Here is a 26,929-nt window from a genome sequence, read left to right on the forward strand (position 1 = left end):
GGCGGCCTAGTCTCGCGCAAGTCGCTTACTTGGCGATGCCGGTCTCGCGGACGATGCCGCCGCCGTTCCTCGCCACGAAGTTCGTGATGTCGGCGCCAGCGCGGCCATGGTCGAAGTCGCGCATCGCGATCGCCGCGTCGACATTCTCCTGCATCTGAAGCCGCAGCAGGTCGGCCCAGCGCGCGTCCAGGCTCGGGCGACCGTCACCGCCGGCAAAGCGGCAGTCCACCGCCACCTTGGTCCGGTCGTTGCCGCGCGCGTCGAGCGTCGCGGCGCAGTCGGCGCTGGAGCCCGGCGTCATCTCGGGCGTAAAGTCCCAGCGGACGACCGCGTGGCCGGGCTGCTCGTTGGTGGTGCGGGTTGGCCTGGCGCCGCTGAGAATTCCCGCGTCGAAGTCGAGCGCCTCGACGCGGAGGAGCGCGACGGGCTGGCGCACGGGCACGACGCCGCTTTCCGGTACCAGGCCGAAGGCGAATGCGGCGAGCACCGCGCCGCCGCCCATCAGGAGGATGTCGCGCATCGCGCGGGCGTCACCAGCCGGGCGGCTTGGGCTTGGGCCGCTCGGCCTCCGCCTTTTCCATCTCGCGAAGCGAGCGCATCTCTTCGGCCTGCATCTGAAATGCCTCCGACTGCGCGTCGAAGATCGTGCCGTGCTCGACATCGTCCTTGGGCCACTTGGCCGCGGTGGCGCCGCGGGCGCGTTCCGCGTCATAGGCGCGGCCCGTCATCGTCGCGTCGGCCAACTCGATCATCTTGTTCCGGCGCATGACCGTCGTCAGCCCCGCCGCGGCGCCTTCGCCGATATTGGGGCAGGTCATGTCGAGCTGGGTGCGGCCACCCTCGACCGGCGCGATCAGGATCGTGCAGCCGCGGCCGCTTCCCTTCATGCCGGTATCCCAGCGGACCTCGCTCTTGCCGTTGCCGGACGGATAGACCTCCAGCCGATCATAGGGGCCGTCGCCGTCGCCCGTCTTCACGGGCTCCATCAATTTGGCATAGGCCGCCTCGGGCGCCACCGGATAGATATTGGGCGGTGTATAGGGGCTGAGCAGGAACCAGCCGCCGACCAGCGCCGCCGCGCTGACACCCAGAATCATCACCTTCATCGATCGCCCCCGTTCGAAGTCCGGACGGCGCTACGCCAATGCTGGTAAAGGATTCGCCAAAGGTTAGGCGATTCCGAACGGCACCACATGATTGTCCGCATCATGGCCGATCCGCGCTCGGCCCAAATAGGGGACACGCATCTCGCCGCACCAGCGCGTCATGATCTGGTCGATCGTCTCTCCGAAGGCGTCCGGCCCGTCGCCCTCCGGCACGTCGGTCACCGACCCCATGCGGATGCCGGCAAGCCCGCGAAGCTGGCTGGCATTGGCGATCTGGAACATCATCCGGTCGAGCCGGTAATAGCTTTCGCCCACCTCCTCGAGCAGCAGCACATGGTCGGTGAGGTCGGGTACCCAGGGCGTGCCGAGCATCGCCGTCAGGATCGCCAGGTTGAAGGCGGCGGCGGGGCGGCCGTCGAGCGCGGGTTCGAGCGCGCGGCGGTCCTTCGCGGTCAGCCAGGCAAGCGCCCGCCACGCCGGCGCGCCCTGATTGCGCGCAGTCGCCTCGGTCGACATCGGCCCGTGGCACGGCCGCCCGATCCGCCGCGCATAGAGCGCGCCGAGCAGGAACCCCATGTCCGAAAAGCCGAGATAGGTCTTCGCCCGCGCCGCGTCGTTGAGCTTCGGCATCACCTCGGCGAGGATGCGGTTCGAGCCATAGCCGCCGCGCGCGAACCAGATCGCGTCATAGGCGGGGTCGTTGGCGTAGCGCAGGAAGGTCTCGGCGCGCAGCGCATCAGGGCCTGCGAAATGTCCCGCATCGGCAAAGCATTGCGGATCGAAGACCAGGTCGGCGCCGGGAAAGCTCAGCGCGGCGAACGCAGCGCCGCGCGTGGCCGATTCGGGGCGGATCGAGCGGGCGGGGGCAACGACGGCGATCTTCATGGGCGGCGGTGTAGGGCGGTCCGGCCGCGGCGTGAAGCGGGTGCGATGCCGGGTGCGAGCACCCACCCCCCGTTCGCCCTGAGCTTGTCGAAGGGCTGCCCTTCTTTCCACAGTCGAGATGGGCAGGGCCTCGACAAGCTCAGCCAGCACGGTGGGGGCAACATCATATCCCCGTTCGTGCTGAGCCTGTCGAAGCACGTGATCCAGGCGCGCCGCCCTTGGCACGTCCTTCGACAGGCTCAGGACGAACGGGGAGGGGAGTTACCCACCAGCGTTCGCTTCGAGCGAAGTCGAGAGGCGGTTGGGTGGCGATCCGCTTCGGCTTCTCGACTGCGCTCGAAGCGAACGCTGTTCGGAAAGACAGCCTCCTCCACCGTTCGTGCTGAGCCTGTCGAAGCACGTGATCCAAGCGCGCCGCCCTTGGCACGTCCTTCGACAGGCTCAGCACGAACGGGGAGGGGAGGTACCCACCAGCGTTCGCTTCGAGCGAAGTCGAGAAGCGGTTGGGTGGCGCTCCGCCCAGCCCTCTCAACTTCGCTCGAAGCGAACGCCGTGGGGGTGCCGTGCGCAGAACGATCGGATCAGCCACCCTTGCCCCAGCCCCCCGAACCCCCGATACGCGCCGACATGAACCAGCGTTACTTCTTTGTCGGCGTGGGCGGGTCGGGGATGACGCCGCTGGCGATGATCCTGGCCGGGCGCGGGGCCAGGATCGCGGGGTCGGACCGGACGCTGGACCAGGGCCGGCTCGCGCCCAAGTTCCAGGCGCTGCGCGACCTCGGCATCGAGCTGTTCCCTCAGGACGGCAGCGGCATCACCTCCGCCGAGCAGACCGTCGTCGCCTCCGCCGCGGTCGAGGATAGCGTGCCCGACATCCAGGCCGCCACCCGCGTCGGCGCGCCGCGCCTCTCCCGCGCGCAACTCCTCGCCAGCCTGTTCAACGACAGCCGCGTCCGCATCGGCGTCGCCGGGACCAGCGGCAAGTCGACCGTCACCGGCATGATCGGCTGGATCCTCCACGCCGTCGGCCGCGATCCCACGGTGATGAACGGCGCGGTGATGAAGAACTTCGCCGCGCCCGACCGCCCGTTCGCCAGCGCGCTCGTGGGGCAGGGCGACGCCTTCGTCAGCGAGGTCGACGAGAGCGACGGGTCGATCGCGCTCTATGCACCCGACATCGCGGTGCTCAACAATGTCAGCCTCGACCACAAGTCGCTGGAGGAACTGCGGACGCTGTTCGGCGACTTTGCGGGCAAGGCGTCGCGGGTGATCGTCAATGCCGGCGATGCCGAGGCGGCCGCGCTCGCCGCGACGATCGGCAGCGACCGGCGCACGACCTTCGCGGTCGAGGGCGAGGCGGACCTCGTCGCGCGCGACCTCGAGCCCGAGCCGTTCGCGATCGCTTTCACATTGGCGGCGGCGGACGAGCGCATCCCCGTCCACCTGTCGGTGCCCGGTCGCCACAATGTCGCCAACGCCCTCGCCGCGATCGGCGCGGCGCACGCCGCGGGCGTGCCGCTCGCCGACGCAGCGAAGGCGGTCGAAGGCTTTGTCGGCCTCAAGCGCCGGTTCGAACTGGTGGGGGAGGCGGGCGGCATCGCCGTCATCGACGATTTCGGGCACAACCCCGACAAGATCGCCGCGACGCTCGACACGCTCCTTGCCTTTCCCGGCCCGCTCAAGCTCCTGTTCCAGCCGCACGGCTATGGCCCGCTCAAGGTGATGCGGCGCGAGCTGGTCGAGAGCCTGGCGCAGCGGCTCCGCCCCGGCGACGAGCTCGTGCTGCCCGACCCGGTCTATCATGGTGGCACGACCAGCCGCGAGGTGACGAGCGCCGACATCGCCGCCGACCTCGCGGCACTGGGCGCCCCCGCGCGCCACATTCCCGACCGCGCCGCCGCCGCCGCGCATCTCGTCGCAGGTGCCAGGCCCGGCGACCGCATCGTCGTCATGGGCGCGCGCGACGATACGCTGAGCCAGCTTGCCGCCGACATGCTCGCCGCGCTGGCGAAAAGGAGTGACCGATGACCGAACCCGCCCGCATCGCCTTTCGCGTGACCGAAGGAGCGGGGCCGACCATCGTCTTCCTGCCCGGCTATGCCAGCGACATGAGCGGGACCAAGGCGCTGGCGCTGGAGGCATGGGCCAAGGCGCACGGCCGCAGCTTCGTCCGCTTCGACTATCGCGGCTGCGGCGAGAGCGAGGGGTCGTTTGAGGACTTCACGCTCGCCGATTGGCTGGAGGACGCGCTGCTCGTCATCGATCAGGCGGCGAAGGGCCCGGTCGTGCTGGTCGGATCGTCGATGGGCGGGTGGCTGGCGCTGCTCGCCGCGCGCGAGCGGCCCGACCGGGTGACCGCGCTGGTCGGCATCGCGCCCGCCCCCGACTTCACCGATTGGGGCTTCAGCCAGGCGGACAAGATGGCGCTGCTCAACGACGGGCGGCTGGAGAAGCCCTCGCCCTATTCGGACCAGCCGACCGTCACCACCCGCGCTTTCTGGAGCTCGGGCGAGGCGCGGCGGCTGATGCACGGGACGATCCCGCTCAAGCTGCCGGTGCGAATCGTCCAGGGCATGCGCGACGCCGACGTGCCGTGGGAGCGCGCGGTGCGGCTGGCCCAACTGATCGAGGGCGAGGACGTCCAGTGCTGGCTGGTCAAGGACGGCGACCACCGCCTGTCCCGCGACCCCGACATCGCGATGATGGTTCGCGCAGTCGAGGAGGTGAGCGCCGCATAGCCGCGCTATGCCGCGCCCGGCTTTTCCGATGCTTCCAACCGACGCCCCGCGCGCCTAATTCGGCGCCATGCAATTCGATTTCATCCATTGCCATGGTTCGGGCAACGACTTCCCGCTGATCGACGCGCGGGCGCTGACGCTGGCCGATGCCGAGTGGGCAGCGGTCGCGCGCGCGCTGGCCGACCGGGCGGGGCCGGTCGGAGGCGACGGACTTCTGCTTCTCGTGCCGGGACGCGGCGGCGCGCCGTTCGGGCAGCGCATGTTCAATCCCGACGGCAGCGAGGCGGAGACCTGCCTCAACGGCCTTCGCTGCGTCGCGCGTGCGGGGTTCGAGGCGGCCGGGCTCGACGCCGCGACGGTGACGCTGCCGCAAAGCGAGGCGGCGGCGCGGCGCGTGGCCGACATCGCACCCGGCGTCGTCAGCATCGAGACGCGCGTGACCTCGATCGGAGATGCACCAAGTTCGGTGGGGCTGACGACGGGCGAGACGCCGTTCGTCGACGCCGTCATCCCCGGCCTGCCGAGCGAGCGCCGCTTTACCGCGCTCGCCATGCCGAACCCGCACCTTGTCGCCTTCGTCGATGGGGTGGACGAGGGCGAGCTCGTCGCGCTCGGCGACTGGTGCGAGGCGGCGCCGGCACTGATCCCCGGTCGCGCGAATGTGAGCTTCGTGACCGCGGGCGAGGGCGGGCTGTTCGTCCGCACCTATGAGCGCGGTGTCGGCCTGACCGACAGTTGCGGGAGCGCGATGGCCGCCTCGACGATCGCGGCGGCGCGGACCGGGCGGACTGCGTGGAACGCCGAGGTGATCGTCCGCAACGCCGGCGGGCTCGTGCGCGCCCGGCCCGAACGGACGAGTGAGGGTGAGGCGGTTTCGATCGCGGGCAACGCGACCTTCACGCATCGCGGCGTCGCCGAGGTGGACGTCACGGCCGGGCGGATCGTTACGACCGCGACGACGGTACGGAACGAAGCAGAGATCGCCGCCTGGAGCGCGCTTCTCGCCGCGATCTAAAAAGGTCCGTTAACCTCGCGCTGCTAGGCCAGCGGCATGGCGCGTAACGATGTTCGTACCCTAACCGGCACGTGGCCGTTGTTGATCTTCGGCATCGCCTATGCCGTCGCGATCGCGTTTTCGCTGCTAACGCGGTTCGGCGGCGGGGTCGCCTGCATGTGGCTGGCGACGGGCGTGCTCGCGCCGGTGCTGGCGCGCCTGCCGATGCGCCATTGGTGGCGGGCCGCGATGATCGCCATCCCGGTCAGCGGCGTGCTGACGGCGTTCATCGGACTGGGTCCGATCGCCGCCCTCCCGCTCGGACCGCTCAACTTCATCGAGGCGGGGATCCTCGCCTACCTGCTCAAGCGACTCGCCCCGGTCGACGACGGCGCGCTGCGCAGCATCGGCCAAGTCGCGGTGCTGATCCTGGGCGGCCTGCTGGCGGCGATGCTGGTCGGGGTACCGGCCGCCGTCGTCGCCGATCAGGTGTCGCAGACGGGCTTTGCGCACAATTGGTCCAACTGGGCGACCGGCCATGCGCTCGGCACCATCGCGGTCGCACCGATCGTGCTGCTGCTGCTGAGCGGCGACCTTGGCGAATGGTGGCGAAGCGCAGGGCGCGGCGAGCGGATCGAGGCGGGGGTCCATGCCGCGTTCGTGACCGCGATCGCGCTTGCGACCTTTGCGCAATCGATCATGCCGCTGTCGTTTCTGCCGATCCTGCCCGTCACGCTGGCGACGTTCCGGCTGGGCCGAGTCGGCGCGGCGATGTCGACCTTGATCCTGTCGACGATCGCCATCCTGTTCTCGATGCAGGGAACCGGTCCGGTCGCATTGCTGCCGCCGGAGCCGGCGCTTCGCATGCACCTGATCCAATTCTACCTCGCGACCGTCGTCATCACCGTGCTTCCCGCTGCCGCCGATCTTCGCCGGCGCAAGGACGTATTGCGGCGACTGTCGGCGAGCGAGGCGCGCTATCGGCTGGTGACGGAGAATGCGTCGGACGTCGTGCTGACGCTGGATGCGGAGGGGTATATCCGCTTCGTCTCGCCCTCAATCGAGGGACTCGGCGATTACCGCGTCGCGGCGCTGAGGGGCACGCCCGCCAGCACGCTGATCGCGGCCGAGCATCGCCCCGCGGCGGCGCGCGCGCATCTGGAGGCGCTACGCACGCCCGGCACTTCGCAAATCGTCGAGGTTGAGACGCGGCCCGATGCCGACGGCCACCAGCGCTGGATCGAGATGCGCGTCCGCGCGATCGAGCCGGAGGTCGCGGGCGACGCGATCGAGCTCGTCTGCGCGATTCGCGACATTTCGAAGCGCAAGTCGGTCGAGGCTGAGCTTCAGCGCGCCGCGCGGACCGATCCGCTGACCGGGCTCGCCAACCGGCGGTTGTTCAATGACGCGCTCGATCTCGTCCTCGATCGTGTGGGCCGCGACGAGCGCGCCAATGCGTGCATCGCCATCTTCGACATCGATCATTTCAAGCGCGTCAACGACGCGTTCGGCCATGACGCCGGCGACCGCGTGCTCGCGCGCTTCGCCGCGGTCGCGTCGCGGGCGACTCGCGCGAAGGACCTGGTTGCGCGGCTGGGCGGCGAGGAGTTCGGGCTGGTGCTGCCCGGCGCTACCCAGGCGGAGGCGCAGGCGATCTGCGAGCGGCTGCGCGGCGACTTTGCGGGTGAGGCGACGGTGCTGGACGACGGCAGCCGCATCTGGTCGACGGTGAGCGCCGGGATCGCGACGATCGGCGGGGATGAAAGCCGGGCCGACGTCATGCGCACCGCGGATGCCGCGCTCTACGCGGCCAAGCGCGCGGGGCGCGACCGGCTGGTGCTGGCGGCTTAGCGACCGGCAGAACCCCCGTTCGTGCTGAGCTTGTCGAAGCACGTGGGGAGCCGATGCGCTCGTGGCACGTCCTTCGACGAGCTCAGGACGAACGGGCCGGTGGTGGCAAGTTGACGTAAAACCGGGCTCGCGAACGGCGACTCCTCAGTTCGCGCGGGCGACCTGCAACCAGGCGCGCGCCGCCTTCTGGGCCGCGGCGATCTCGGCCGCGGTCATGTCCTCGGCCACTTCGGCGCGGCACGCCTGCGCCGCGGTGCTGCCCGACATCGCGGCCAGGTTGAACCATTTGTGCGCCTCGATCAGGTCGACGATCGCGCCCTGTGCACCGCTCGCATAGACCATGCCGAGGTCATAGAGCGCGTCGGCATCGCCGCACGCGGCCTCGCGCATCCTGCTCTCGATCAGGAATTGCGCGCTCTTGAGACTGTTGCCCATGTCGCATTCACCCCTTTTGCCCGTTTTCGAGCAGGTTCAGGATGAAGGCTGACGATCAACAAATGGTTAACGCTGTTAACCCTGTTGAGCGGTGACCGCGACATTGTCGATCAGCCGCGTGCTGCCGATCCGGGCCGCGGCCAGCAGCCGCATCGGTCGCGCGGGATCGACCGGCTCCGCGAGCGTTTCGGCATCGACCAGCGCGACATAGTCGACGGCAAATCCCGCTGCCGACAGCGCCTCGCGCGCATGGGTTACCGCCGCCGCCGGATCGCCGCCCTTCTCGATCGCCCGCGCCGCCACGCCCAGCGCGCGGGGCAGGGCGACCGCCTTCGCGCGATCATCCGGCGCGAGGTAGAGGTTGCGCGAGGAGAGGGCGAGGCCGTCATCGTCGCGCTGGGTCGGCACGCCGACGATCTCGACGGCCATGTCCAGGTCGGCGACCATGCGGCGGATCACCGCCAGCTGCTGGAAGTCCTTCTCACCGAACAGCGCGACGTCGGCGCGGACCTGGTTGAAGAGCTTGGTCACGACGGTGGCGACGCCGTCGAAATGGCCCGGCCGCGCGGCGCCGTCCAGGCCGTCGCTGACGCCCGTCACCGATACCGTCGACGCAAAGCCCGCCGGGTACATCGCCTCGACCGGCGGCAGCCAGAGCAGGTCGGCGCCGGCATCCGCCAGCATGCGGCTGTCGGCTTGTTCGCGGCGGGGATAGCGGTCGAGGTCCTCGCCGGCGCCAAACTGCATCGGATTGACGAAGATCGACACCGCGACTCGGGCCGCGCGGCGGCGCGCTTCGGCGACCAGCGCCATGTGGCCGGCGTGGAGCGCACCCATGGTTGGCACCAGTGCGATGCGCTCTCCCGTGGCTTTCCACGAGTCGATCAGCGTGGCCAGCGCGGCCTTGTCACGGATGGTTTGCACGGCCCGCCCCTTGCGATAATGACCCTTGGGGCGCGCGTTCTATGAGGGGGGACGCGGCCGATCAACAAGGGAAGTTTGCGTCTTGGCCAGCCATGCCGACGGCTTGCACGTCATTGTCTTTGCGAACGAAAAGGGCGGCACCGGCAAGTCGACGACGGCCGTCCACGTCGCCATCGCGCTCGCGACCAAGGGCGCGCGCGTCGCCGCGCTCGACCTCGACCATCGTCAGCGGACGCTGGGCCGCTATCTCGACAATCGTGCCGCGACGATGAAGCGGACGGGCAGCGCGCTGCCGATCCCGCGCCACGCGACTCACGACGGCGAGAGTCACGATCGCTTCAACGACCTGCTCGGCGAGTTGAGCGAGGGCAGCGACTTCCTCGTCATCGACACCCCCGGCCGCGACGATCCTTTCGCGCGGCTCGCCGTGACTAACGCCGACACCCTCGTCACCCCCATGAACGACAGCTTCGTCGATTTCGACCTGATCGGTCAGGTCGATCCCGACGACTTCAAGGTGACGCGGCCGAGCTTCTATTCAGAGCTGATCTGGGAATCGCGCAAGAAGCGCGCGCGTGCCGACGGCGCGACGATCGACTGGGTCGTGCTTCGCAACCGCCTCCAGCATATCGAGGCGCGCAACATGCGCCGCGTGTCCGACGCGATCCAGCAATTGTCCCGCCGCGTCGGTTTTCGCGTGGTGCCCGGCCTGTCCGAGCGCGTCGTCTATCGCGAGCTGTTCCCGCAGGGACTGACGATGCTCGATTCGCGCGAGTTCGGCGCGATGGGCCTCAGTCATGTCGCCGCGCGCCAGGAGCTTCGCGAGATGATGGCGGGGCTGGCGCTCCCCGACACCGCCGCTGCGCTCGCTGTTCCGGCCTGATGGGAAAGATTCTTTTCGCGCTCGCGCTGATGGGCGTGATCTGGTGGCTGGTCGCCCGGCCACGACGGCCGCGGGTTTCGCTTTCCGAGGCGGAAGCGCGGGCAGTGCTGGGCGTGGGCGCGAGCGACGATGCCGAGGCGATCCGCGCGGCGCATCGCCGGCTCGTCACCGCGGTCCATCCCGACAAGGGCGGATCGGCGGAGCTGACGCGCCGCATCAATGCCGCCCGCGACGTGTTGCTGCGGACCCGCTGAACGATTTCTGTTGCAAGTGCGAGAGAATGCAACTTTCGCAGTGCAGGGGAATTCTGGCCGCTACGCCTTGATCCATTGGGGGACCCATGACGCATCAGTTCGATCCGACTTCGCTTCGTGAATATGACATCCGGGGGATCGTCGGAAAGACGCTGCACCCCGCGGACGCAGAGGCGATCGGACGCGGCTTCGGCACGCGCGTGCGCCGAGCAGGCGGTACCCGCGTGGTCGTCGGCCGTGACGGTCGCGTGAGCTCGATCGAGATGGAAGCGTCGCTCGTGCGCGGGCTGACCGCGGCCGGCATCGACGTCGTGCGCATCGGCCTCGGTCCCACGCCGATGCTCTATTATGCAGAGGCGACGCTGGAGGTCGACGGCGGCATCCAGATCACCGGCAGCCACAATCCGGCCGATTACAACGGCTTCAAGATGGTGCTTCAGCACAAGCCCTTCTTCGGTGCCGACATTCAGGACATCGGCAAGCTGGCGGCCGATGGCGACTGGGAAGAGGGCGAGGGCGCGGTCAGCGACCACGACATCGTCGACGACTATGTCGGCCGGTTGATGGCCGGCTATTCGGGCGGTACCTACAAGATCGGCTGGGACGCGGGCAACGGCGCCGCCGGTCCGATCGTCGAGCGGCTGGTCAAGCTGATCCCGGGCGAGCACCACACGCTCTACACCGATGTCGACGGTGCCTTCCCCAACCACCATCCCGATCCGACCGAGGAGAAGAACCTCGTCGACCTCAAGGCGCTGGTGGCCGAGAAGCAGCTGGACTTCGGTCTCGCCTTCGACGGCGACGGCGATCGGATCGGCGCGATCGACGGCCAGGGTCGCGTGATCTGGGGCGACCAGCTCCTCTCGATCCTGGCCGAGCCGGTGCTGCGCGAAGTGCCCGGCGCGACGATCATCGCCGACGTGAAGGCGAGCCAGGCGCTGTACGACCGGATCGCCGAGCTCGGCGGCCAGCCGTTGATGTGGAAGACCGGCCACAGCCTCATCAAGACCAAGATGAAGGAGACCGGCTCCCCGCTCGCCGGCGAGATGTCGGGGCACATCTTCTTCGCGCACAATTACTATGGCTTCGACGACGCGCTCTATGCGGCGATCCAGCTCATCCGGTCGGCGCATGTCATCGGCAAGTCGATCACCGAGCTGCGCAGCGAGATGCCGGCAATGGTCAACACGCCCGAGATGCGCTTCCAGGTCGACGAGAGCCGCAAGTTCGCGGTCGTGACCGAGGTGCTCGATCGGCTCCGCCAGGAAGGCGCCGAGGTCAACGACACCGACGGTGCGCGCGTCAACACGCCCGACGGCTGGTGGCTGCTCCGCGCCTCGAACACGCAGGACGTGCTGGTCGCGCGTGCCGAGGCCAAGGACCAGGCGGGTCTCGACCGGCTGATGGGCATGATCGATGCGCAGCTCGCCGCGAGCGGTTTGGAGCGCGGGCCGCAGGCGGCTCACTAACACAGTCGTGCTCCCGCGTAGGCGGGAGCATGAAGAAGTTTGGTTCGCACAATGGCGCGAAGGCGCAAAGAGGCCATGGTTCTCTTCGCGCCTTTGCGCCTTTGCGTGAACCGCCTTCCTTCTTCCTGCCTGCGGCGCCACGCTCGCAATTGTCAGGATTAGTCGCCACATAGGCGTCATGCCTCCCAAGCCGCAGCCGAGCATCGTTCGCGTCATCGATCTGGAGACCACCGGCAACGCCCCGCCCGCACATGCCGTCCTGGAGATCGGCTGGCAGGACGTGGCGCTCGGCGACGACGGCCGCTGGGAATTGTACGGCGAGGGCGGCGCCCGCTTCGTCAATCCCGGCCGCCCGATCCCGCCGGTCACACAGGCGATCCACCACATTCTGGAGGAACAGGTCGCCGATGCGCCCTGGTTCCACGATCTCGCCCGCCCGATCCTGGACCCATGGCCGCGCCGGGTCGCGTTGGCGGCGCACCGGGCGAGCTTCGAGCAGCAATTCTGCACCGCCGCGCTGACCCGGGGGGCCGACTGGATCTGCACGTGGAAGTGCGCGCTGAGGCTTTGGCCGGACAGCCCCAGCTTCTCAAACCAGACGCTTCGCTATTGGCGCAAGCCCGAGGGGCTGGAGCATGAGCGCGGGCTGCCCGCCCACCGGGCGTTCCCCGACAGCTACGTCACTGCCCATCACCTGCGCGACATGCTCAACGAGGCGAGCGTCGCGCAGCTCGTCCAATGGTCGAACGAGCCCGGGCTGCTGCCGCGCGTCCGCTACGGTCCCGATCGCGGCAAGGAATGGCGCGAGATCGACAATGAGTCGCTCGCCAAGTTCCTGACCGACCGCGACGAGGACGTCCGCTTCACCGCGCAGACGGAGCTGACGCGGCGGCGCGGCGGCGGCGCGGTGGGGCGCGACGCCGCCGACTGGCTGCTGCTCTAGCCGGCCGCGCGCTGCGCCCTACCGATAGCGGTAGAGGCGCAGGCGATAGAGCTTGCGGTCGGCATTGTCGGTGGAGAACAGGCGTAGTCCCTGACCCTGGCCGGTTTCGTCGCCGTTGAGGCGGCGGCCGGTGCGCAGCGTGCCGTCTTCGCCCGCGAACTGCTCGTCGATGCTTTCGATTCCCGCGATCGGCGCGCCCGGCCGGTCGGTCGCGAACGACAATTGCATGTCGCCGGCGCCGACCACCAGGAACTCGTCGGGCGCAGTCTGGATGAACATCGCGGCGACGCGGCTCAGCGGATCGGTCTTGCCATCGGGGCCGCCCGCCCGCGAGACATTGGCGACATAGTCGCCGATCCGCCCGCGTGCCGCCCGCTGCGCACCGCCTTCGGCGATCACCGTCGTGATCGCGCCCTTTGCCTGCGCATCGAGGATGCGCGGCGCCAGCGGTGCGAGCAGGCCGTACAGCGCCGTCATCGTCGGATCGCCTGCGCCCGCGGCGCTGAGTCCGATGCTGGCGTCGCCCTGAAGCACGACACCCTCACCGTCGATGCCGAACGGCGAGAAGCCGATCGCCCGCAGCGCGCCGAAACTGTAGAGCGCGTTCGCCGCGCCGACCGCCCCGCCGCGCGCCTCGGGCACGAACAGGGGATTGTCGGGACGGGCATATTGCGACGCCCAGTTGACGTAATCCTCGAAATAGATGTCGGGCGCGAGGAAATCGAGCGAGGGCGCCCCCGCCTTGTACACGTCGATCGCGTGGGGCAGGGGGCCGCCCGAATTATACTGGCCGGGTTCGTAGTTCGGCCGGATCAGCGCGGCGTTGGTGAACATCGGCAGCGCGTATTCGGCCTTTCCGGCGGCGGTCACCCGTTCGATGAACGTCGCATAATGCCACGCCATGAACAGCGAGTCGGTCATGGCGGCGTCGCCGAATACCTCGCGCCAGTTGCCGCTCGTGCGCGCGCCGGCCCGCTCCCAGGCGGTGCGAAGCTCCGGATGCAGGCCCACGCGGTCGCTTTGTAGTCGCTGGAGCAGCGTAGTAGGCACGGGCGCCGCGAACGCCGCCTCCGCCACTGCCGAATGGTCGCGCGATACGGGAATGACGCCGACCTCGTTCTCGACCTGCACCATCAGCACCGTCCGCCGCGCGCCATCGACCCGCTTCAGGTGGCGCATCAGCGCGGCGAACGCGCGCGCATCCGCGTCGCGAACCGTGGCGGAGAAGGGCGACAGCCGCTCGGTCCCGCGACCGTCCGCGGTCTCGACCCGCGGGAACCGTGCCTGGTCGCGTTTCACCCAGGCGGGAACATAGCTGGAATAGGTGTTCTTCCACGCCCCGAACCACAGGATGACGAGGCGCATGTCATGGTCGCGCGCACCCTTGAGCAGGCCGTCGACGTTGCTGAAGTCGAACCTGCCTTCCTCCGCCTCGATCGTTTCCCACGCGACAGGCGCGAGCACGGTGTTGAGGTTCATGGCCTTTAGCTGCGGCCAGATCGGCGCCATATAGGCAAGGTCGCTGCTGCTGGAATTATGGAGCTCGCCGCCCAGCATCAGGAACGGCTTGCCGTCGACGATCAACTGGGTCGCCGCGCCGCGCTTCTCCAGCGTTTGCGCATGGACGCTGCCAACGCTGGCAACAAACGCCAGCAGGGCGGTCAGCAACGTACGCATCGGCTCTCCTCATCCATTGATCGCGCATGGCGGCGCGCGGGCAGTAAGCACGGACCTGACCCGTTTGGCCAGACCAATCTGGAGGCGGGCGCGGCGACCGCTGAGACATTTTGTCCCATCGCCCTGCGCGTGCGGAGCACCCATATCCGCGCAATGGCCGAACCCGACGAACCGCTGAAGACCGACGACGCCAACAAGTGGCGCTGGATCCTGTCGTCCGGCTGGCACGGCCGCTGCCCGCGCTGCGGCGAGGGGCACATGTTCGCGTCGTGGCTGAAGGTCACCGAGCGATGCGACGCGTGCGGGCTCGACTATCGGTTCGCGGCGCCGGATGACGGGCCGGCCTTCTTCTCGCTGTGCATCATCGCGTTCCCGCTCGCGTTCGTGATCGTCTGGCTGGAGGTCATGTTCGATCCGCCGATCTGGGTGCACCTGTTCACCTCGGTGCCGATCATGCTGTTCGGCTGCCTGTTGCCGCTTCGGCCGATCAAGGGCTGGCTGGTCGCTTCGCAATATGTGAACCGCGCGCAGGAGGCGGGCACGCAGGGGCTGTGGGCGAAGCTCCACGGCAGCGACGCGAGCCGGAGCGAGTTCGACCAGTAATGCGCCGGGCGGCGCAGCGCCGCGACCTTGCGGCGGATGGCGGCGGTGCTACACCGTTGCCATCGAAACCTTCTTCGGGACTTCTCGCCACATGCGCACGACCGTCGCCGCGGGCCTCGCGGCTCTTCTCTTCTCGACCAGCGCACTGGCGCAGACGGCTGCCGACTTCTCCGCCGACCGGGTGAAGGCCGATGTGACCTGGCTCGCCGACGACGCGCGCGAAGGCCGCGACGCGGGCAAGCCGGGCTATGACGCCGCCGCCAAATACGTCGCCGATCGCTTTGCCGAGCTCGGCCTGACGCCCGCCAACAATGGCCAATGGTATCAGCAGGTGCCCTTCGTCACGGTGGGCGCCGACAAGAGCGCGCCCCGCCGCCTGACGATCGGTGGCAAGCCCTTCGCGCACAAGGCCGATGTGATGGTCAACGCCTATGGCACCGGCGCGCAGTCGCTGACGACCGACACGGTGTTCGTCGGGCGCGGCATCGTCGATCCGGCACGCGGGTTCGACGACTATGCCGGGCTGGACGTGAAGGGGAAGACGGTAGTCCTCTTCTATGGCGTGCCCAAGGGCGTGCCGAGCGACGTCGCCGCCGCGCTCAACAATCGCAAGTCGAAGATCGCCGAGGAGCATGGCGCGGTCGGCGTCATCACGATCCTGGACAGCGAGACGGCCAAGCGCTTCCCGTGGGACGAGATCGCGCATCAGGGTGACGAGCCGTTCATGAGCTGGGCGACCGAAACCGGCGCGCCCTATCGCAATGCCGCCGGGATCAAGGCGTCGGGTCTGGTTCGCGGTGCGGCGGCGCAGGCGCTATTCGCCGGTGCGCCGCAAAGCTACGCGCAGGTGCTCGCCGCGGTCGACAAGGGCGGCAGCGTCAAGGGGTTCGCGCTCAAGCCCAAGCTGAGCTTCGAGGCAACGATGACCGCCAACCGCTTCGACAGCCCCAATGTGGTCGCGATGATCCCGGGCAGCGATCCCGCGCTCAAGGGTGAGGCGGTACTGCTGATGGCGCATCTCGACCATGTCGGCGTCGATCCGGAGGCGAAGGGCGACGACAAAATCTTCAACGGTGCGATGGACAATGCCGCGGGCGTGGCGACGATGCTTGAAGCGGCGCGCGCGTTTGCGAAGAGCAATCCCAAGCCCAAGCGCACCATCCTCTTCGCCGCGGTGACGGCGGAGGAAGACGGGCTGCTCGGCTCGCAATACCTCGCCAAGCATCCGCTGCCGGGCGTCAAGGTGACGAGCGTCGTCAACCTCGACATGCCGGTGCTGCTCTACGACTTCACCGACGTCGTCGCGTTCGGCGCCGAGCATTCGACGATGGGCCCGATCGTCGAGAAGGCGACGGCGGACATGGGGATCAAGCTGTCGCCCGATCCGATGCCGGAAGAGGGACTGTTCACCCGTTCCGACCATTATCGCTTCGTGACGGAGGGCGTGCCGTCGGTGTTCCTGGTGACCGGCTTCGCCAATGGCGGCGAGAAGGCGTTCAAGGACTTCCTCGCCACCAACTATCACAAGCCCAGCGACCAGGTGACGCTGCCGTTCAACTGGAACGCGGGGGCCAAGTTCGCGCGGGTGAACTACAACATCGCCCGCGCCCTCGCCGACGCACCCGAAGCGCCGCGCTGGTATGCCGACAGCACGTTCGGGCAGCTCTACGCGGCAGACGCACCAAAGGCGCAGCGGCCGGCCGGGGCACCGGCGCCGGCGAAGTAACGCGCCTCTCCGTTCGCCCTGAGCCTGTCGAAGGGCGTGCCACGAGCGCTTCGCTCGCGGCACGTGCTTCGACAGGCTTCAGCACGAACGGGTTTGGCAAACGCCGAGCGCCCCCCCGCTCGGGTGCATGAGACGCCTTGTGTTGCCCATGTGCAACACTATCTCAGCCGCATCAAACCGCAGGGGACCGCATGAACCTCGAGAAATTCACCGATCGCGCGAAGGGCTTCCTCCAGTCCGCACAGACCGTCGCGATCCGCAACAGCCACCAGCGCATCGCGCCCGAACATCTGCTCAAGGCCTTGCTCGAGGACGAGCAGGGCATGGCCTCGGGCCTGATCGGCGCAGCGGGCGGCGATGCCAAGCGCGCGCTGGCCGAAACCGATGCCGCGCTTGCCAAGATCGCCAGCGTTAGTGGGTCGGGCGCGCAGTCGACGCCCGGCCTCGACAACGATCTCGTCCGCGTCCTCGACCAAGCCGAGCAGGTCGCGCAAAAGGCCGGTGACAGCTTCGTCACCGTCGAGCGGCTGCTGCTCGCGCTCGTCCTGTCGTCGACGACCGCGGCTGGCCGTGCGCTGGCGGGGGCGGGGGTGAAGGCTGAGGCGCTCAATGCTGCGATCAACCAGCTTCGCGGGGGGCGCACCGCCGATACCGCGGGCGCCGAGGACCGCTATGACGCGCTCAAGAAGTTCGCGCGCGACCTCACCCAGGCGGCCAGGGACGGCAAGCTCGATCCCGTGATCGGCCGGGACGAGGAAATCCGCCGCACCGTCCAGATCCTGGCGCGCCGCACCAAGAACAACCCCGTCCTCATCGGGGAACCCGGCGTCGGCAAGACCGCGATCGCCGAGGGGCTGGCGCTTCGCATCGCCAATGGCGACGTGCCCGACACGCTCAAGAACCGCACGCTGATGGCGCTCGACATGGGATCGCTGATCGCGGGCGCGAAATATCGCGGCGAGTTCGAGGAGCGGCTGAAAGGCGTGCTCGACGAGGTGAAGGCGGGCGAGGGCGACATCGTCCTGTTCATCGACGAGATGCACACGCTGATCGGCGCAGGAAAGAGCGACGGCGCAATGGACGCGTCGAACCTGCTCAAGCCGGCACTGGCACGCGGCGAGCTCCACTGCATCGGCGCGACGACGCTCGACGAGTACCGCAAGTACGTCGAAAAGGACCCCGCGCTCCAGCGGCGGTTCCAGCCCGTCTTCGTCGGCGAGCCGACGGTCGAGGACACGATCTCGATCCTGCGCGGCCTGAAGGAGAAGTACGAACTCCACCACGGCGTCAGGATCACCGACGGCGCGATCGTCGCCGCCTCGACGCTCTCCAACCGCTACATCACCGACCGCTTCCTGCCCGACAAGGCGATCGACCTGATGGACGAGGCGGCAAGCCGCCTGCGGATGGAGGTCGAGTCCAAGCCCGAGGAGATCGAGAACCTCGACCGCCGCATCATCCAGCTCAAGATCGAGGCGGAGGCGCTGCGCAAGGAAAGCGACGCGGGCTCGCGCGACCGGCTGGAGCGGTTGACGGGCGAGCTGTCGGGGCTGGAGGCGCAGTCGGCCGAGCTGACCGAGCGCTGGCAGGCCGAAAAGGTGAAGCTCCAGTCGGCGACGTCGCTGAAGGGCGAGCTCGACGCCGCGCGCACCGCGCTCGACCAGGCGCAGCGCGAGGGGGACCTCGCCAGGATGGCCGAGCTTTCGTACGGCACCATCCCCGCGCTCGAGAAGCGCATGGCGGAGGCCGAGCAGGCGACCGAGAGCGCGATGCTGCGCGAGGAGGTCACCGCCGATGACATCGCCTCGGTGGTCAGCCGCTGGACGGGCATTCCCGTCGACCGGATGCTGGAAGGCGAGCGCGAGAAGCTGCTCCAAATGGAGGCGCAGCTCGGCCGCCGCGTGATCGGCCAGGCCGATGCCGTGCGCGCGGTCGCGACGGCGGTGCGGCGCTCGCGCGCCGGCTTGCAGGACCCGAACCGGCCGCTCGGTTCGTTCCTGTTCCTGGGGCCGACGGGCGTGGGCAAGACCGAGCTGACCAAGGCGTTGGCCGAGTTCCTGTTCGACGATCCCAACGCGATGGTCCGCATCGACATGAGCGAGTTCATGGAGAAGCACGCGGTCGCGCGGCTGATCGGCGCGCCGCCGGGCTATGTCGGATACGAGGAGGGCGGCGTGCTGACCGAGGCGGTGCGGCGCCGCCCCTATCAGGTGGTGCTGTTCGACGAGGTCGAGAAGGCCCATGGCGACGTGTTCAACGTGCTGCTCCAGCTGCTCGACGACGGGCGGCTGACCGACGGACAGGGGCGCACGGTCGATTTCTCGAACACGATCGTCATCCTGACCTCGAACCTGGGCAGCCAGTATCTGACCGCGCTGGGCGACGGCGACCGGGTCGAAAGCGTCGAGCCGCAGGTGATGGAAGTGGTGCGCAGCCACTTCCGGCCCGAGTTCCTCAACCGGCTGGACGAAATCATCCTGTTCCACCGGCTGGGCGCGGAGCACATGGCGCCGATCGTCGACATCCAGGTGGCGCGCGTCGCCAAGCTGCTGGCGGATCGCAAGATCGGCATCCACCTCACCGATGCGGCACGGGCGTGGCTGGGGCGGGTCGGCTACGACCCCGTCTATGGCGCGCGGCCGCTGAAGCGCGCGGTGCAGCGCTACCTTCAGGATCCGCTTGCCGACCTGATCCTCCGCGGCGACGTCCGCGACGGCTCAAACGTCGAGGTGGACGAGGGCGACGGCGCGCTGGCGCTGACGGTGGGGTAAGTAAGAACCTCCCCGTGCCGGGGAGGTGCTTACCTCACGGCAGGATCAGCCCCGCCAGCGCCGCCGACATCAGGTTGGCCAGGCTCCCCGCCAGCAGCGCACGCACGCCCAGCCGGGCGATCATTGGCCGCTGGTTGGGGGCGAGGCTGCCGGTCGCGGCCATCTGGATCGCGATCGAACTGAAATTGGCGAAGCCGCACAGCGCAAAGGTGACGATCGCCTGCGTCCGCATGCTCATCGCCTGACGAAGCTGGCCAAGTTCGATGAAGGCGACGAATTCGTTGAGGACGAGCTTGGTCCCGAACAGGCCGCCCGCCAGCCCCGCTTCGTGCCAGGGGATGTTGAGGAGATACATGATCGGCTGGAACACCGCGCCGATCAGCAGCTGGAAGCTGAGCGCCGGATAGCCGAACCAGCCGCCGACAACGCCCAGCAGCCCGTTGGCCATCGCCACGAGCGCAACGAAGGCGAGCACCATCGCGCCGACCGCGACCGCGATCTTGACGCCGGTCTGCGCGCCCATCGCGGCGGCCATGATGATGTTCGCAGCGCGCTCGTCCTCCGGATCGGGTTCGGCGACGGCAAGCACCGCGGCTTCCTCGACGCCCTCGGCCTGGAGCGTGGGTTCGGGCGCGACGTCGGGCATGATGATCTTGGCCATCAGAATGCCGCCGGGCGCCGCCATGAAGCTGGCCGCGAGCAGATAGGGGAGCGACGCCGGGCCGAGGAACGAGGCATAGGCCGCCAGGATCGTGCCCGCGACGCCCGCCATGCCGACCGACATCACCGCGAACAACTGGCTGGGGGTGAGGCTCGCGAGATAGGGACGGATGACGAGCGGCGATTCGGACTGGCCGACGAATATGTTCGCCGCCGCGCAGAGCGACTCGACCTTGCTGACGCCGATCAGCTTCTCGATCCCGCCGCCGACCCAGCGGATCACGAACTGCATGATGCGCAGGTGGTAGAGCACCGAGACGAGGCTGGCGAAGAAGATGATGACGGGCAGCGCGGAGATCGCGAAGCTCTGTCCGCCCATTTCCGGCGTCGCCAGCGGGCCGAAGATGAAGTCGGTGCCCGCCTTGGCATAGCCGAGCAGCGCCGACACGCCGGTCGCCAGCGCACGGATCGCTGCCTGGCCTGCGGGCACATAGAGGACCAGGAACGCGATTCCCGCCTGGAGCGCGAAGGCCGAGCCGACGACGCGCAGCCGGATCGCGCGGCGATTGGTCGAGAGGGCGACGGCGAGGCCCAGGATGACGGCGATGCCGGCCAGGCCGATGAGGAAACGGGTCAACAAGCGATTCTGGCTCCCACGCGCATGGGCCGTGCGTGGCATAGCCGGGCGGGCGGGGAAAGGGGCGGGGTGGCTGGCGCGCGACTGGCGTGACCTTCTTGCCACCCACCGGCGCGCCGCTTGCCAGTCGCCTTGATCCAGGTCACACTCTGCCCGCCTTTCGGGGGGAGGGATCATGCGAACGATCGCGGCGATGCTCATCGCCATGTTGCTTGCCACGCCAGCGGAGGCGCAGCGGCGCGAGCCCGTCATCGACATGCACATCCACGCCTATGGCGCGGACAACATGGACGGGGCGTCCTATGTCTGTGCGCCGTTCCCAGCGTTCCTGCCGATGGATCCGGGCAAGGGCGGCGACGGCCTTCCCGGATACATGAAGCGGATGTTCGAGGACCCGGCCTGTCCCAACCGGATCGCGCCAGCCAAGGACGATGCGGACCTGCGGGCGCGCACGATCGCCGAGCTTCGCCGCAACAACGTCTATGCGATCGCGGGCGGCACCGTCGCCAATGTCGATCGCTGGATCGCCGACGATCCGGTTCGCCTGATGCCTGCGATCAGCGCCAGCGGCCCGGACCGGCTGCCTCCGCCCGACGTTCTTCGCAAGCGGCATGCCGAGGGCAAGCTCAAGGCGCTGATGGAGCTCACTTTCCAGTATCGCGGCATCGCGCCCGACGATCCGCGGATGGAGCCATATTGGTCGCTCGCCGAGGCGCTCGACATCCCGGTCGGCATCCACATGGGGCCAGGGCCGCCGGGGACGACCTATTTCGCGACCCCCGGCTATCGCGCGGCGCTCAGCGACCCGTTGTTGATCGAGCCGGTGCTGGTGCGCCACCCGAAGCTGCGCGTCTTCATCGTCCATGCGGGTTTTCCGATGAAGGACCGCACGATGGCGCTGATGGCCGCGCATCCGCAGGTCTATGCCGAATTCGGCGTCCTCACCGCGCTTTATCGCGACAGCGACATCTGGCCCTACCTCAAGGCGTTCGTCGATGCCGGGTTCGAGGATCGCATCCTTTATGGCAGCGACCAGATGATTTGGCCGCAGATGATCGGCATCTCGATCGACCGCATCCGCAAGACGACGGCCCTGACCGCCGCGCAGAAGCGCAAGTTCCTCTACGACAATGCCGCCCGCTTCCTGCGCATCGACCCGGCGGGAACGGGCGTGCTCGGTCAATCGCGATGGGGCGCGCCGAGCGGGAAGTAGCGGCGGAACGGCCGGGCGTCGTCGACCACTCGCGCGATCGAGGGGCGGGCGAGCAGGCGTGCGCGATAGGCGGTGAGGACCGGAAGCGAGTCGCCCAGCGGTTCGGCCCAGTCGGCGTAGAACAGCGCCGGGGCGGCGGCGACGTCGGCGATCGTGAAGCGCTCGCCTGTCGCCCAGTCGCGCCCCGCCAGCCGCCGCTCGAACCAGGCATAGGCGCGGCGCAGCCGCTCGCGCTGGCGTGCGACCTCGCTCGGGCTGCGCTCGGCGTCGGGCAGCAGCGCGTCGGCGACGATCCGCTGCATCGGCACCGCGATATAATCGTCGAACAAATCGGCCAGCTCGCGCGCCTCGATCGCGGCGAGGCGATCGGCGGGGATCAGCGGGGGCATGTCGCCGATGCCGTCGAGATAGTCGATCACCGCGTTGCTGCCGACGACCGTGCGGTCGCCATCGACGATCACGGGGAATTGCCCCGTCGGCGACAGCTCGGCAATGCGCGCGCCGTGCTCCGGCTGGTCGACCTGCCGGAACTCGAACGGCACGCCGCGCTCGTGCAGCGCGATCAGTGCCTTCCAGGCAAAGGCGGCGAAGGGGTGGCCATAGAGCGCGATCATGACGGCGCTTCATACCGCTTTCGCCGCGCCCCGGCATCCGCTAACCGCCGCCGATGGACTCTAGGCCGACGATTTCCCGTTCGCTGTTCGCGCTCGCCATCTTCTATGGCGGAATGGTGTGCATTGCCGGCGTGCTCGGCAACAAACAGGTGGCGCTGGGGCCGCTGGCGGTGGAGGCGGGGATCTTCGCGTTCCTGCTGCTGGTCGTCGTCTCCTCGGCGGTCGCGGAGCTGCATGGGCGGGCGATCGCCAACCGGCTGGTGATCGTCGGCTTCGTGCCCTTGCTCATGTCGATGCTGCTATCGTGGATCGTCGTCCAGCTGCCGCCGGCCGGCAGCATGGAGCCCGAGCGGGTCGAGGCGTTCACGCTGCTGATGAGCAGCACGTGGCGCATCTGGGCGGGCGGGATCGCCGCCTATGGCCTGTCGCAGATCCTCAACGTCACCCTGTTCGACGTGCTGAAGCGCGGCGAGGGCAGGCTCCTCTGGCTGCGCGCGGGCGTCGCGAGCGTGCTGAGCCAGGTGCTCGACACGCTGATCTTCGTCACCGTCGCCTTTTACGGCGTGTTCCCGATCGGTCAGCTGCTCGTGGGGCAGATGCTGGCCAAGGTCGTGCTGTCGATCGTGCTGGTGCCGCCGCTCATCTATCTCTTCGTCGGGCTCGGTCGCCGGCTCGACGCCAAGGACCTGGCCGCATGACCAACCACGCCCCCGATCCCGCGCTGCTCGCCAAGGCGGAGACGCTGACCGAGGCGCTGCCTTATCTCCAGCGCTATGCCGGCAAGACCTTCGTCATCAAATATGGCGGCCACGCGATGGGCGATCCGGAGCTCGCGCGCGACTTCGCCGAGGACGTGGTGCTGCTGAAGGCGGTCGGCATCAACCCCGTCGTCGTTCATGGCGGCGGGCCGCAGATCGGCGCGATGCTGAAGCGGCTGGGCGTCGAGTCGCAGTTCGTCGGCGGTCTGCGCGTCACCGATGCCGCGACCGCCGAGGTCGCGGAGATGGTCCTCGCCGGCAAGATTAACAAGGAGATCGTCGCCTGGATCGACGCCGCGGGCGGCCGCGCGATCGGCATCTCGGGCAAGGATGCGCGGCTGGTCATCGCCGAGAAGGTCCAGCGGTCCGAGCCCGACCTGAATTCTGGGATCGAGCGGCATGTCGACCTGGGCTTCGTCGGCGATCCCGTCGCGGTCGATCCGTCGATCCTGACGATGTTGGCCGACCAGAACGTGATCCCGGTGGTCGCGCCGGTCGCGCTGGGGCTGGACGGGCACACCTACAACATCAATGCCGACACGATGGCGGGCGCGATCGCCAGCGCGATCGGCGCCTCGCGCTTCTTCCTGCTCACCGACGTTGCGGGCGTGCTCGACAAGGATGGCGAGCTCCAGACCGACCTGGACCCACAGCGCATCGCCGAATTGAAGGCCGACGGCACGATCTCGGGCGGGATGATCCCCAAGGTCGAGACGTGTGTGAACGCTGTCGAGGCGGGGGTGGATGCCGCGGTCATCCTCGACGGCCGGGTGCCGCACGGGATGCTGCTGGAGATCTTCACCCGCCGCGGCGCAGGGACGCTGGTCAGGCGGTAATCAGCGCAACCGTCGATAGTGGAAGTTGCGCACGAATGGCGCGCCGGTCGGATCGACTGCGGCGGCCGATTCGGTCATCGCGCGGCCATCGGGCGACACGGCATAGACGCGGACCGAGCCCAGCATCTTCTCGCGTGACAGGGTCATGACGAGCACGTCGGGCGCGGGTGAGCCGAGCGCGGCGCTGTCGGCTTCGCTGGTGTCGCCTTCGCCCGGCATCGCGCGGCCGTCGCGGCGATAGCGGACGACCATGTGGCGGACGCTGTCGTCGGGCGCGATGATGTCGACCGTGGTGCGCCACATGCCTTCGCCGACATCCTCGAAGCGATAGACGACGCGCTTGGGCGGCGGGCCGTAGCTGTCCGGCATCCGATCGAGGTCGAGCTCCCACTCGCCGAGAAAGGGTGAGGCCTTCGCCTCCTGTCGCGTGCTGGCGGGCGCCGCGGCGGCGAGGAAGAGGGTGGCAAGGGCGAGGGACGTCTTGAATGCAGGGGCCATGACAGGTTCCTTCGTGGACACCTTTTATAACCTATATATGTAGACTTAAGAGTCAATCGTTTCGATCAGGGGATGAAGCGGCCCTCGATCACCGTCACACATCGCCCACGCAGGATCACACGGTCCCCCGAGACCTCGCAGTCGAGATGCCCGCCGCGCGCACTCGCCTGAAGCGCGGTGAAGCGCGAGCGCTCAAGGCGTTCGACCCAATAGGGTGCGAAGACGCAGTGCGCCGAGCCCGTTACCGGGTCCTCATCGATGCCCGCCGCCGGGGCGAAGACGCGGCTGACGATGTCGGTGTCGTCACCGGGCGCGGTGACGATGTTGAGCGTGTCGCCGATCGCGGCGAGCGCGCGATAGTCGGGCGCGACCGCTCGCACCGCCGCCGCGTCCCTCAGGACGACGAGATCATAGCCATTCGGATGGCGCAGCACCTCGCCCGCCGCGAGGCCCAATGCCTCCAGCAGCCCCGGCACGTCCGCGGGTTGCGGCGGATAGGCGGGGAGCGCCATCGCATAGCCTTCGCCCTCACGCGTGACTTCGAGGATTCCGGCACGGCGCGTCCTGAAGGTCACCCGCTCGGCCCCTTCACGGGCCAGCAGGAAATGCCCGCTCGCCAGCGTCGCATGGCCGCACAGCGCGACCTCGGTCCCCGGCGTGAACCAGCGGAGTTCGTAATCCGCCGCGCCGCTTTCGTCGGCAACGAGGAAGGCGGTCTCCGACAGATTGTTCTCCGCCGCGATTGCCTGAAGGACCGCATCGTCGCGCCACGCATCGAGCGGCATCACTGCCGCCGGATTGCCGGCAAACGGCCGGTCCGCAAACGCGTCGATCTGGGCAAAGGGGATCATGCGCGCTTCCGGAACCAGTGGGGGGTAACGTCCTCCTCGACCAGGGGGTCGTCGGTGTCGGTATGCCCTTCGGGGTCGAGGTGGATCAGCACCTCTACCTTGGGGAACGCCGTGTGCAGCGCGTGCTCGACCTCCTCGACCACGTCATGCGCCTCGACGATCGACAGGTTGCGGTCGACGTTCATGTGGAACTGGGCGAAGTCGCGGGTGCCCGATCGGCGGGTGCGGAAATCGTGGATGCCGCGCACCTCCGGACTGGCGACGGCGACCGCGATATAGCGCTGGCGTTCCTCCTCGGGCCACTCCTTGTCCATCAGCTGGTCGATCGCCTGAGCCGATGCTTTGAACGCGCCGAACCCCAGCCAGCCGGCGATGGCGATGCCGAACAGCGCGTCGGCGCCCGACAGCCCCAGATAGCGGGACAGCACCAGCGCCGCGATCACCGACAGGTTGAGGAGGATGTCGCCCTGATAGTGGAGGCTGTCGGCCTGTACCGCGATCGATCCCGTCTCGGCGATGATGCGCTTTTGATAGGCGACGAGCGCCATCGTCGCGATGATGGCGACGCCCGAAACCGCGATGCCGAGCTCGGCATCGGCGACCTGCGCATCGCTGCCCAGCGCCGCGATGCCGCGCCAGCCGATCGCCAGCGCCGATGCGGTGACGAGCGCGACCTGGAACAGCGCCGCCAGCGCCTCCGCCTTGCCATGCCCGAAGCGGTGATCGTGATCCGCGGGCGTCGCCGCCAGCCGCACGCCATACAGCGTGACCAGCGAGGCGAGCAGGTCGAGTCCCGAGTCCGCAAGGCTGCCCAACAGCGCGACCGAATTGGTCGTCAGCGCGGCATAGCCCTTGAGACAAAGGAGGAAGATCGCCGTCGCGACGCTCGCCAGCGCGGCGCGCGCGGCGACGCTGTTGAGCAGACGCCGGCGGCGTTCGGTCTCGGTCACGGGAACAGCAATCCTTCGGTCCAGCCGCCATCGCCGGTGGCGGTGAAGACGCGCCGCTCGTGCAGTCGATGCGCGCGGTCCTGCCACAGTTCGATGGCCCGGGGCGTCACGCGGTAGCCGCCCCAATGCGGCGGGCGCGGCACGTCTGCGCCTTCGAAACGCGCCTTCATCGCCTCGAACTGCGCCTCGAACGTCTCGCGCGCATCCAGTGGTCGCGACTGTTCGCTGGCCCAGGCGCCGAGCTGGGAATCGCGGCTGCGGCTGGCGAAGTATGCGTCGCTCTCGGCATCGCTGGCGCGGGTGACGGACCCTTCGATCCGAACCTGTCGACGCAGTGACTTCCAGTGAAAGAGGAGCGCTGCGTGCGCGTTCTCGGCCAGCTCGCCCGCCTTCCGGCTCTCTCGGTTGGTGTAGAAGACGAAGCCGTCGGGGCCATGCCCCTTCAGCAGCACCATCCGCACCGACGGGCGGCCGTCGGCATCGGCGGTCGCCAGCGCCATGGCGTTGGGATCGTTGGGTTCGCTGGCCCGCGCCTCCGCAAACCAGGCGTCGAACAGGGCGATGGGGTCGTCGGCCATGATCCGCGCGGCATACGCCCGCGCCTGACGGCTGTCGAGGAACGAGTCCGCGCCTCGCGCTTTGACTCGGCTTCG

General features: G+C 68.6%; 26 protein-coding genes. 14 read left to right on the forward strand and 12 right to left on the reverse strand.

The genetic code is table 11. The features are described from left to right. Positions 1–25: 25 nt before the first annotated feature. The 3 genes from RS883_RS05775 to RS883_RS05785 form a co-directional block, all read right to left on the reverse strand. A complete protein-coding gene (locus RS883_RS05775) occupies positions 26–520 on the reverse strand; it encodes a hypothetical protein (protein WP_315763643.1) in 495 nt (164 codons plus the stop codon). A gap of 10 nt (positions 521–530) precedes the next feature. Then, complete coding sequence (locus tag RS883_RS05780) at positions 531–1,106, reverse strand: hypothetical protein (protein WP_315763645.1); 576 nt, start codon at positions 1,104–1,106, stop codon at positions 531–533. 63 nt (positions 1,107–1,169) lie between these two features. Further along, positions 1,170–1,991 carry an LD-carboxypeptidase gene (locus RS883_RS05785; protein ID WP_315763648.1) on the reverse strand — a complete coding sequence of 274 codons (822 nt, stop codon included), beginning with the start codon at positions 1,989–1,991 and terminating at the stop codon, positions 1,170–1,172. 627 nt (positions 1,992–2,618) lie between these two features. Here RS883_RS05785 and RS883_RS05790 point away from each other — a divergent pair. The 4 genes from RS883_RS05790 to RS883_RS05805 all read left to right on the forward strand — a co-directional run bounded on the left by RS883_RS05790 (position 2,619) and on the right by RS883_RS05805 (position 7,574). Next, positions 2,619–4,019 (forward strand): glutamate ligase domain-containing protein, encoded by a 1,401-nt coding sequence (locus RS883_RS05790; RefSeq protein WP_315763650.1) that lies wholly within the window; start codon positions 2,619–2,621, stop codon positions 4,017–4,019. Beyond that, positions 4,016–4,729, forward strand: coding sequence for an alpha/beta hydrolase (locus RS883_RS05795; protein ID WP_315763652.1), 714 nt, complete (start codon positions 4,016–4,018; stop codon positions 4,727–4,729). Before RS883_RS05790 ends, RS883_RS05795 begins: the two co-directional genes overlap by 4 nt. Before the next feature lie 67 nt (positions 4,730–4,796). Further along, positions 4,797–5,744, forward strand: a complete 948-nt coding sequence (gene dapF / locus RS883_RS05800; protein WP_315763654.1) for a diaminopimelate epimerase — start codon at positions 4,797–4,799, stop codon at positions 5,742–5,744. 36 nt (positions 5,745–5,780) lie between these two features. Further along, positions 5,781–7,574: a diguanylate cyclase gene (locus RS883_RS05805; RefSeq protein ID WP_315763656.1), complete on the forward strand. Its 1,794-nt coding sequence runs from the start codon at positions 5,781–5,783 to the stop codon at positions 7,572–7,574. A 144-nt stretch (positions 7,575–7,718) separates the two neighbouring features. Here RS883_RS05805 and RS883_RS05810 read toward each other — a convergent pair whose 3' ends face one another. Then, positions 7,719–8,009: a hypothetical protein gene (locus RS883_RS05810; RefSeq protein WP_315763658.1), complete on the reverse strand. Its 291-nt coding sequence runs from the start codon at positions 8,007–8,009 to the stop codon at positions 7,719–7,721. Between the two features lie 75 nt (positions 8,010–8,084). Then, positions 8,085–8,933 carry a pantoate--beta-alanine ligase gene (gene panC, locus RS883_RS05815; RefSeq protein WP_315763660.1) on the reverse strand — a complete coding sequence of 283 codons (849 nt, stop codon included), beginning with the start codon at positions 8,931–8,933 and terminating at the stop codon, positions 8,085–8,087. An 82-nt stretch (positions 8,934–9,015) separates the two neighbouring features. Here panC and RS883_RS05820 point away from each other — a divergent pair, with 82 nt between their 5' ends. From RS883_RS05820 to RS883_RS05835, 4 genes are all read left to right on the forward strand, one after another. Next, entirely contained in the window at positions 9,016–9,816 is an 801-nt protein-coding gene (locus RS883_RS05820; protein WP_315763661.1) for a division plane positioning ATPase MipZ, read from the forward strand. After that, positions 9,816–10,070, forward strand: a complete 255-nt coding sequence (locus RS883_RS05825; protein ID WP_315763663.1) for a J domain-containing protein — start codon at positions 9,816–9,818, stop codon at positions 10,068–10,070. The genes RS883_RS05820 and RS883_RS05825 overlap by 1 nt, the downstream gene beginning before the upstream one ends. Positions 10,071–10,156: 86 nt before the next feature. Continuing rightward, positions 10,157–11,539 carry a phosphoglucomutase/phosphomannomutase PgmG gene (pgmG, locus tag RS883_RS05830; RefSeq protein WP_315763665.1) on the forward strand — a complete coding sequence of 461 codons (1,383 nt, stop codon included), beginning with the start codon at positions 10,157–10,159 and terminating at the stop codon, positions 11,537–11,539. Positions 11,540–11,717: 178 nt separating this feature from the next. Beyond that, a complete protein-coding gene (locus RS883_RS05835) occupies positions 11,718–12,482 on the forward strand; it encodes an exonuclease domain-containing protein (protein ID WP_315763668.1) in 765 nt (254 codons plus the stop codon). Positions 12,483–12,500: 18 nt separating this feature from the next. Here RS883_RS05835 and RS883_RS05840 read toward each other — a convergent pair whose 3' ends face one another. Continuing rightward, positions 12,501–14,159: a DUF5597 domain-containing protein gene (locus tag RS883_RS05840; protein WP_315763670.1), complete on the reverse strand. Its 1,659-nt coding sequence runs from the start codon at positions 14,157–14,159 to the stop codon at positions 12,501–12,503. Between the two features lie 153 nt (positions 14,160–14,312). Here RS883_RS05840 and RS883_RS05845 point away from each other — a divergent pair, with 153 nt between their 5' ends. From RS883_RS05845 to clpB, 3 genes are all read left to right on the forward strand, one after another. Beyond that, positions 14,313–14,762, forward strand: a complete 450-nt coding sequence (locus RS883_RS05845; RefSeq protein ID WP_315763673.1) for a DUF983 domain-containing protein — start codon at positions 14,313–14,315, stop codon at positions 14,760–14,762. A 91-nt stretch (positions 14,763–14,853) separates the two neighbouring features. Continuing rightward, positions 14,854–16,488 (forward strand): M20/M25/M40 family metallo-hydrolase, encoded by a 1,635-nt coding sequence (locus tag RS883_RS05850; protein WP_315763676.1) that lies wholly within the window; start codon positions 14,854–14,856, stop codon positions 16,486–16,488. Positions 16,489–16,679: 191 nt separating this feature from the next. Next, a complete protein-coding gene (clpB, locus tag RS883_RS05855; protein ID WP_315763678.1) occupies positions 16,680–19,259 on the forward strand; it encodes an ATP-dependent chaperone ClpB in 2,580 nt (859 codons plus the stop codon). A gap of 34 nt (positions 19,260–19,293) precedes the next feature. Here clpB and RS883_RS05860 read toward each other — a convergent pair whose 3' ends face one another. Continuing rightward, the gene (locus tag RS883_RS05860) at positions 19,294–20,556 is read right to left on the reverse strand and encodes a NupC/NupG family nucleoside CNT transporter (RefSeq protein ID WP_315763681.1); all 1,263 of its coding nucleotides are present in this window, start codon (positions 20,554–20,556) and stop codon (positions 19,294–19,296) included. 175 nt (positions 20,557–20,731) lie between these two features. Here RS883_RS05860 and RS883_RS05865 point away from each other — a divergent pair, with 175 nt between their 5' ends. After that, positions 20,732–21,769 carry an amidohydrolase family protein gene (locus RS883_RS05865; protein ID WP_315763683.1) on the forward strand — a complete coding sequence of 346 codons (1,038 nt, stop codon included), beginning with the start codon at positions 20,732–20,734 and terminating at the stop codon, positions 21,767–21,769. On the opposite strand, the gene RS883_RS05870 is transcribed toward RS883_RS05865, so the two are convergent. Continuing rightward, entirely contained in the window at positions 21,736–22,383 is a 648-nt protein-coding gene (locus RS883_RS05870; protein ID WP_315763685.1) for a glutathione S-transferase family protein, read from the reverse strand. The two genes, RS883_RS05865 and RS883_RS05870, sit on opposite strands and share 34 nt — an antisense overlap. A gap of 53 nt (positions 22,384–22,436) precedes the next feature. Here RS883_RS05870 and RS883_RS05875 point away from each other — a divergent pair, with 53 nt between their 5' ends. Together RS883_RS05875 and argB are read left to right on the forward strand one after the other, a co-directional pair. Continuing rightward, positions 22,437–23,081: a queuosine precursor transporter gene (locus tag RS883_RS05875; protein ID WP_315763686.1), complete on the forward strand. Its 645-nt coding sequence runs from the start codon at positions 22,437–22,439 to the stop codon at positions 23,079–23,081. Then, the gene (gene argB / locus RS883_RS05880; protein ID WP_315763688.1) at positions 23,078–23,977 is read left to right on the forward strand and encodes an acetylglutamate kinase; all 900 of its coding nucleotides are present in this window, start codon (positions 23,078–23,080) and stop codon (positions 23,975–23,977) included. The genes RS883_RS05875 and argB overlap by 4 nt, the downstream gene beginning before the upstream one ends. Here the strand turns inward: argB and RS883_RS05885 are convergent, their stop codons facing one another. The 4 genes from RS883_RS05885 to pdxH all read right to left on the reverse strand — a co-directional run bounded on the left by RS883_RS05885 (position 23,978) and on the right by pdxH (position 26,854). Next, on the reverse strand, positions 23,978–24,475 hold the full coding sequence (locus tag RS883_RS05885; protein WP_315763691.1) for a hypothetical protein: 498 nt from the start codon (positions 24,473–24,475) through the stop codon (positions 23,978–23,980). It lies immediately after the preceding gene. A gap of 65 nt (positions 24,476–24,540) precedes the next feature. After that, entirely contained in the window at positions 24,541–25,326 is a 786-nt protein-coding gene (locus RS883_RS05890; protein ID WP_315763693.1) for a PhzF family phenazine biosynthesis protein, read from the reverse strand. Further along, a complete protein-coding gene (locus RS883_RS05895) occupies positions 25,323–26,276 on the reverse strand; it encodes a cation diffusion facilitator family transporter (protein WP_315763694.1) in 954 nt (317 codons plus the stop codon). Before RS883_RS05895 ends, RS883_RS05890 begins: the two co-directional genes overlap by 4 nt. Next, positions 26,273–26,854, reverse strand: coding sequence for a pyridoxamine 5'-phosphate oxidase (gene pdxH / locus RS883_RS05900; RefSeq protein WP_315763696.1), 582 nt, complete (start codon positions 26,852–26,854; stop codon positions 26,273–26,275). The genes RS883_RS05895 and pdxH overlap by 4 nt, the downstream gene beginning before the upstream one ends. Between the last annotated feature and the right edge of the window lie 75 nt (positions 26,855–26,929).

Source organism: Sphingomonas sp. Y38-1Y (assembly GCF_032391395.1).
Lineage (GTDB): Bacteria > Pseudomonadota > Alphaproteobacteria > Sphingomonadales > Sphingomonadaceae > Sphingomonas.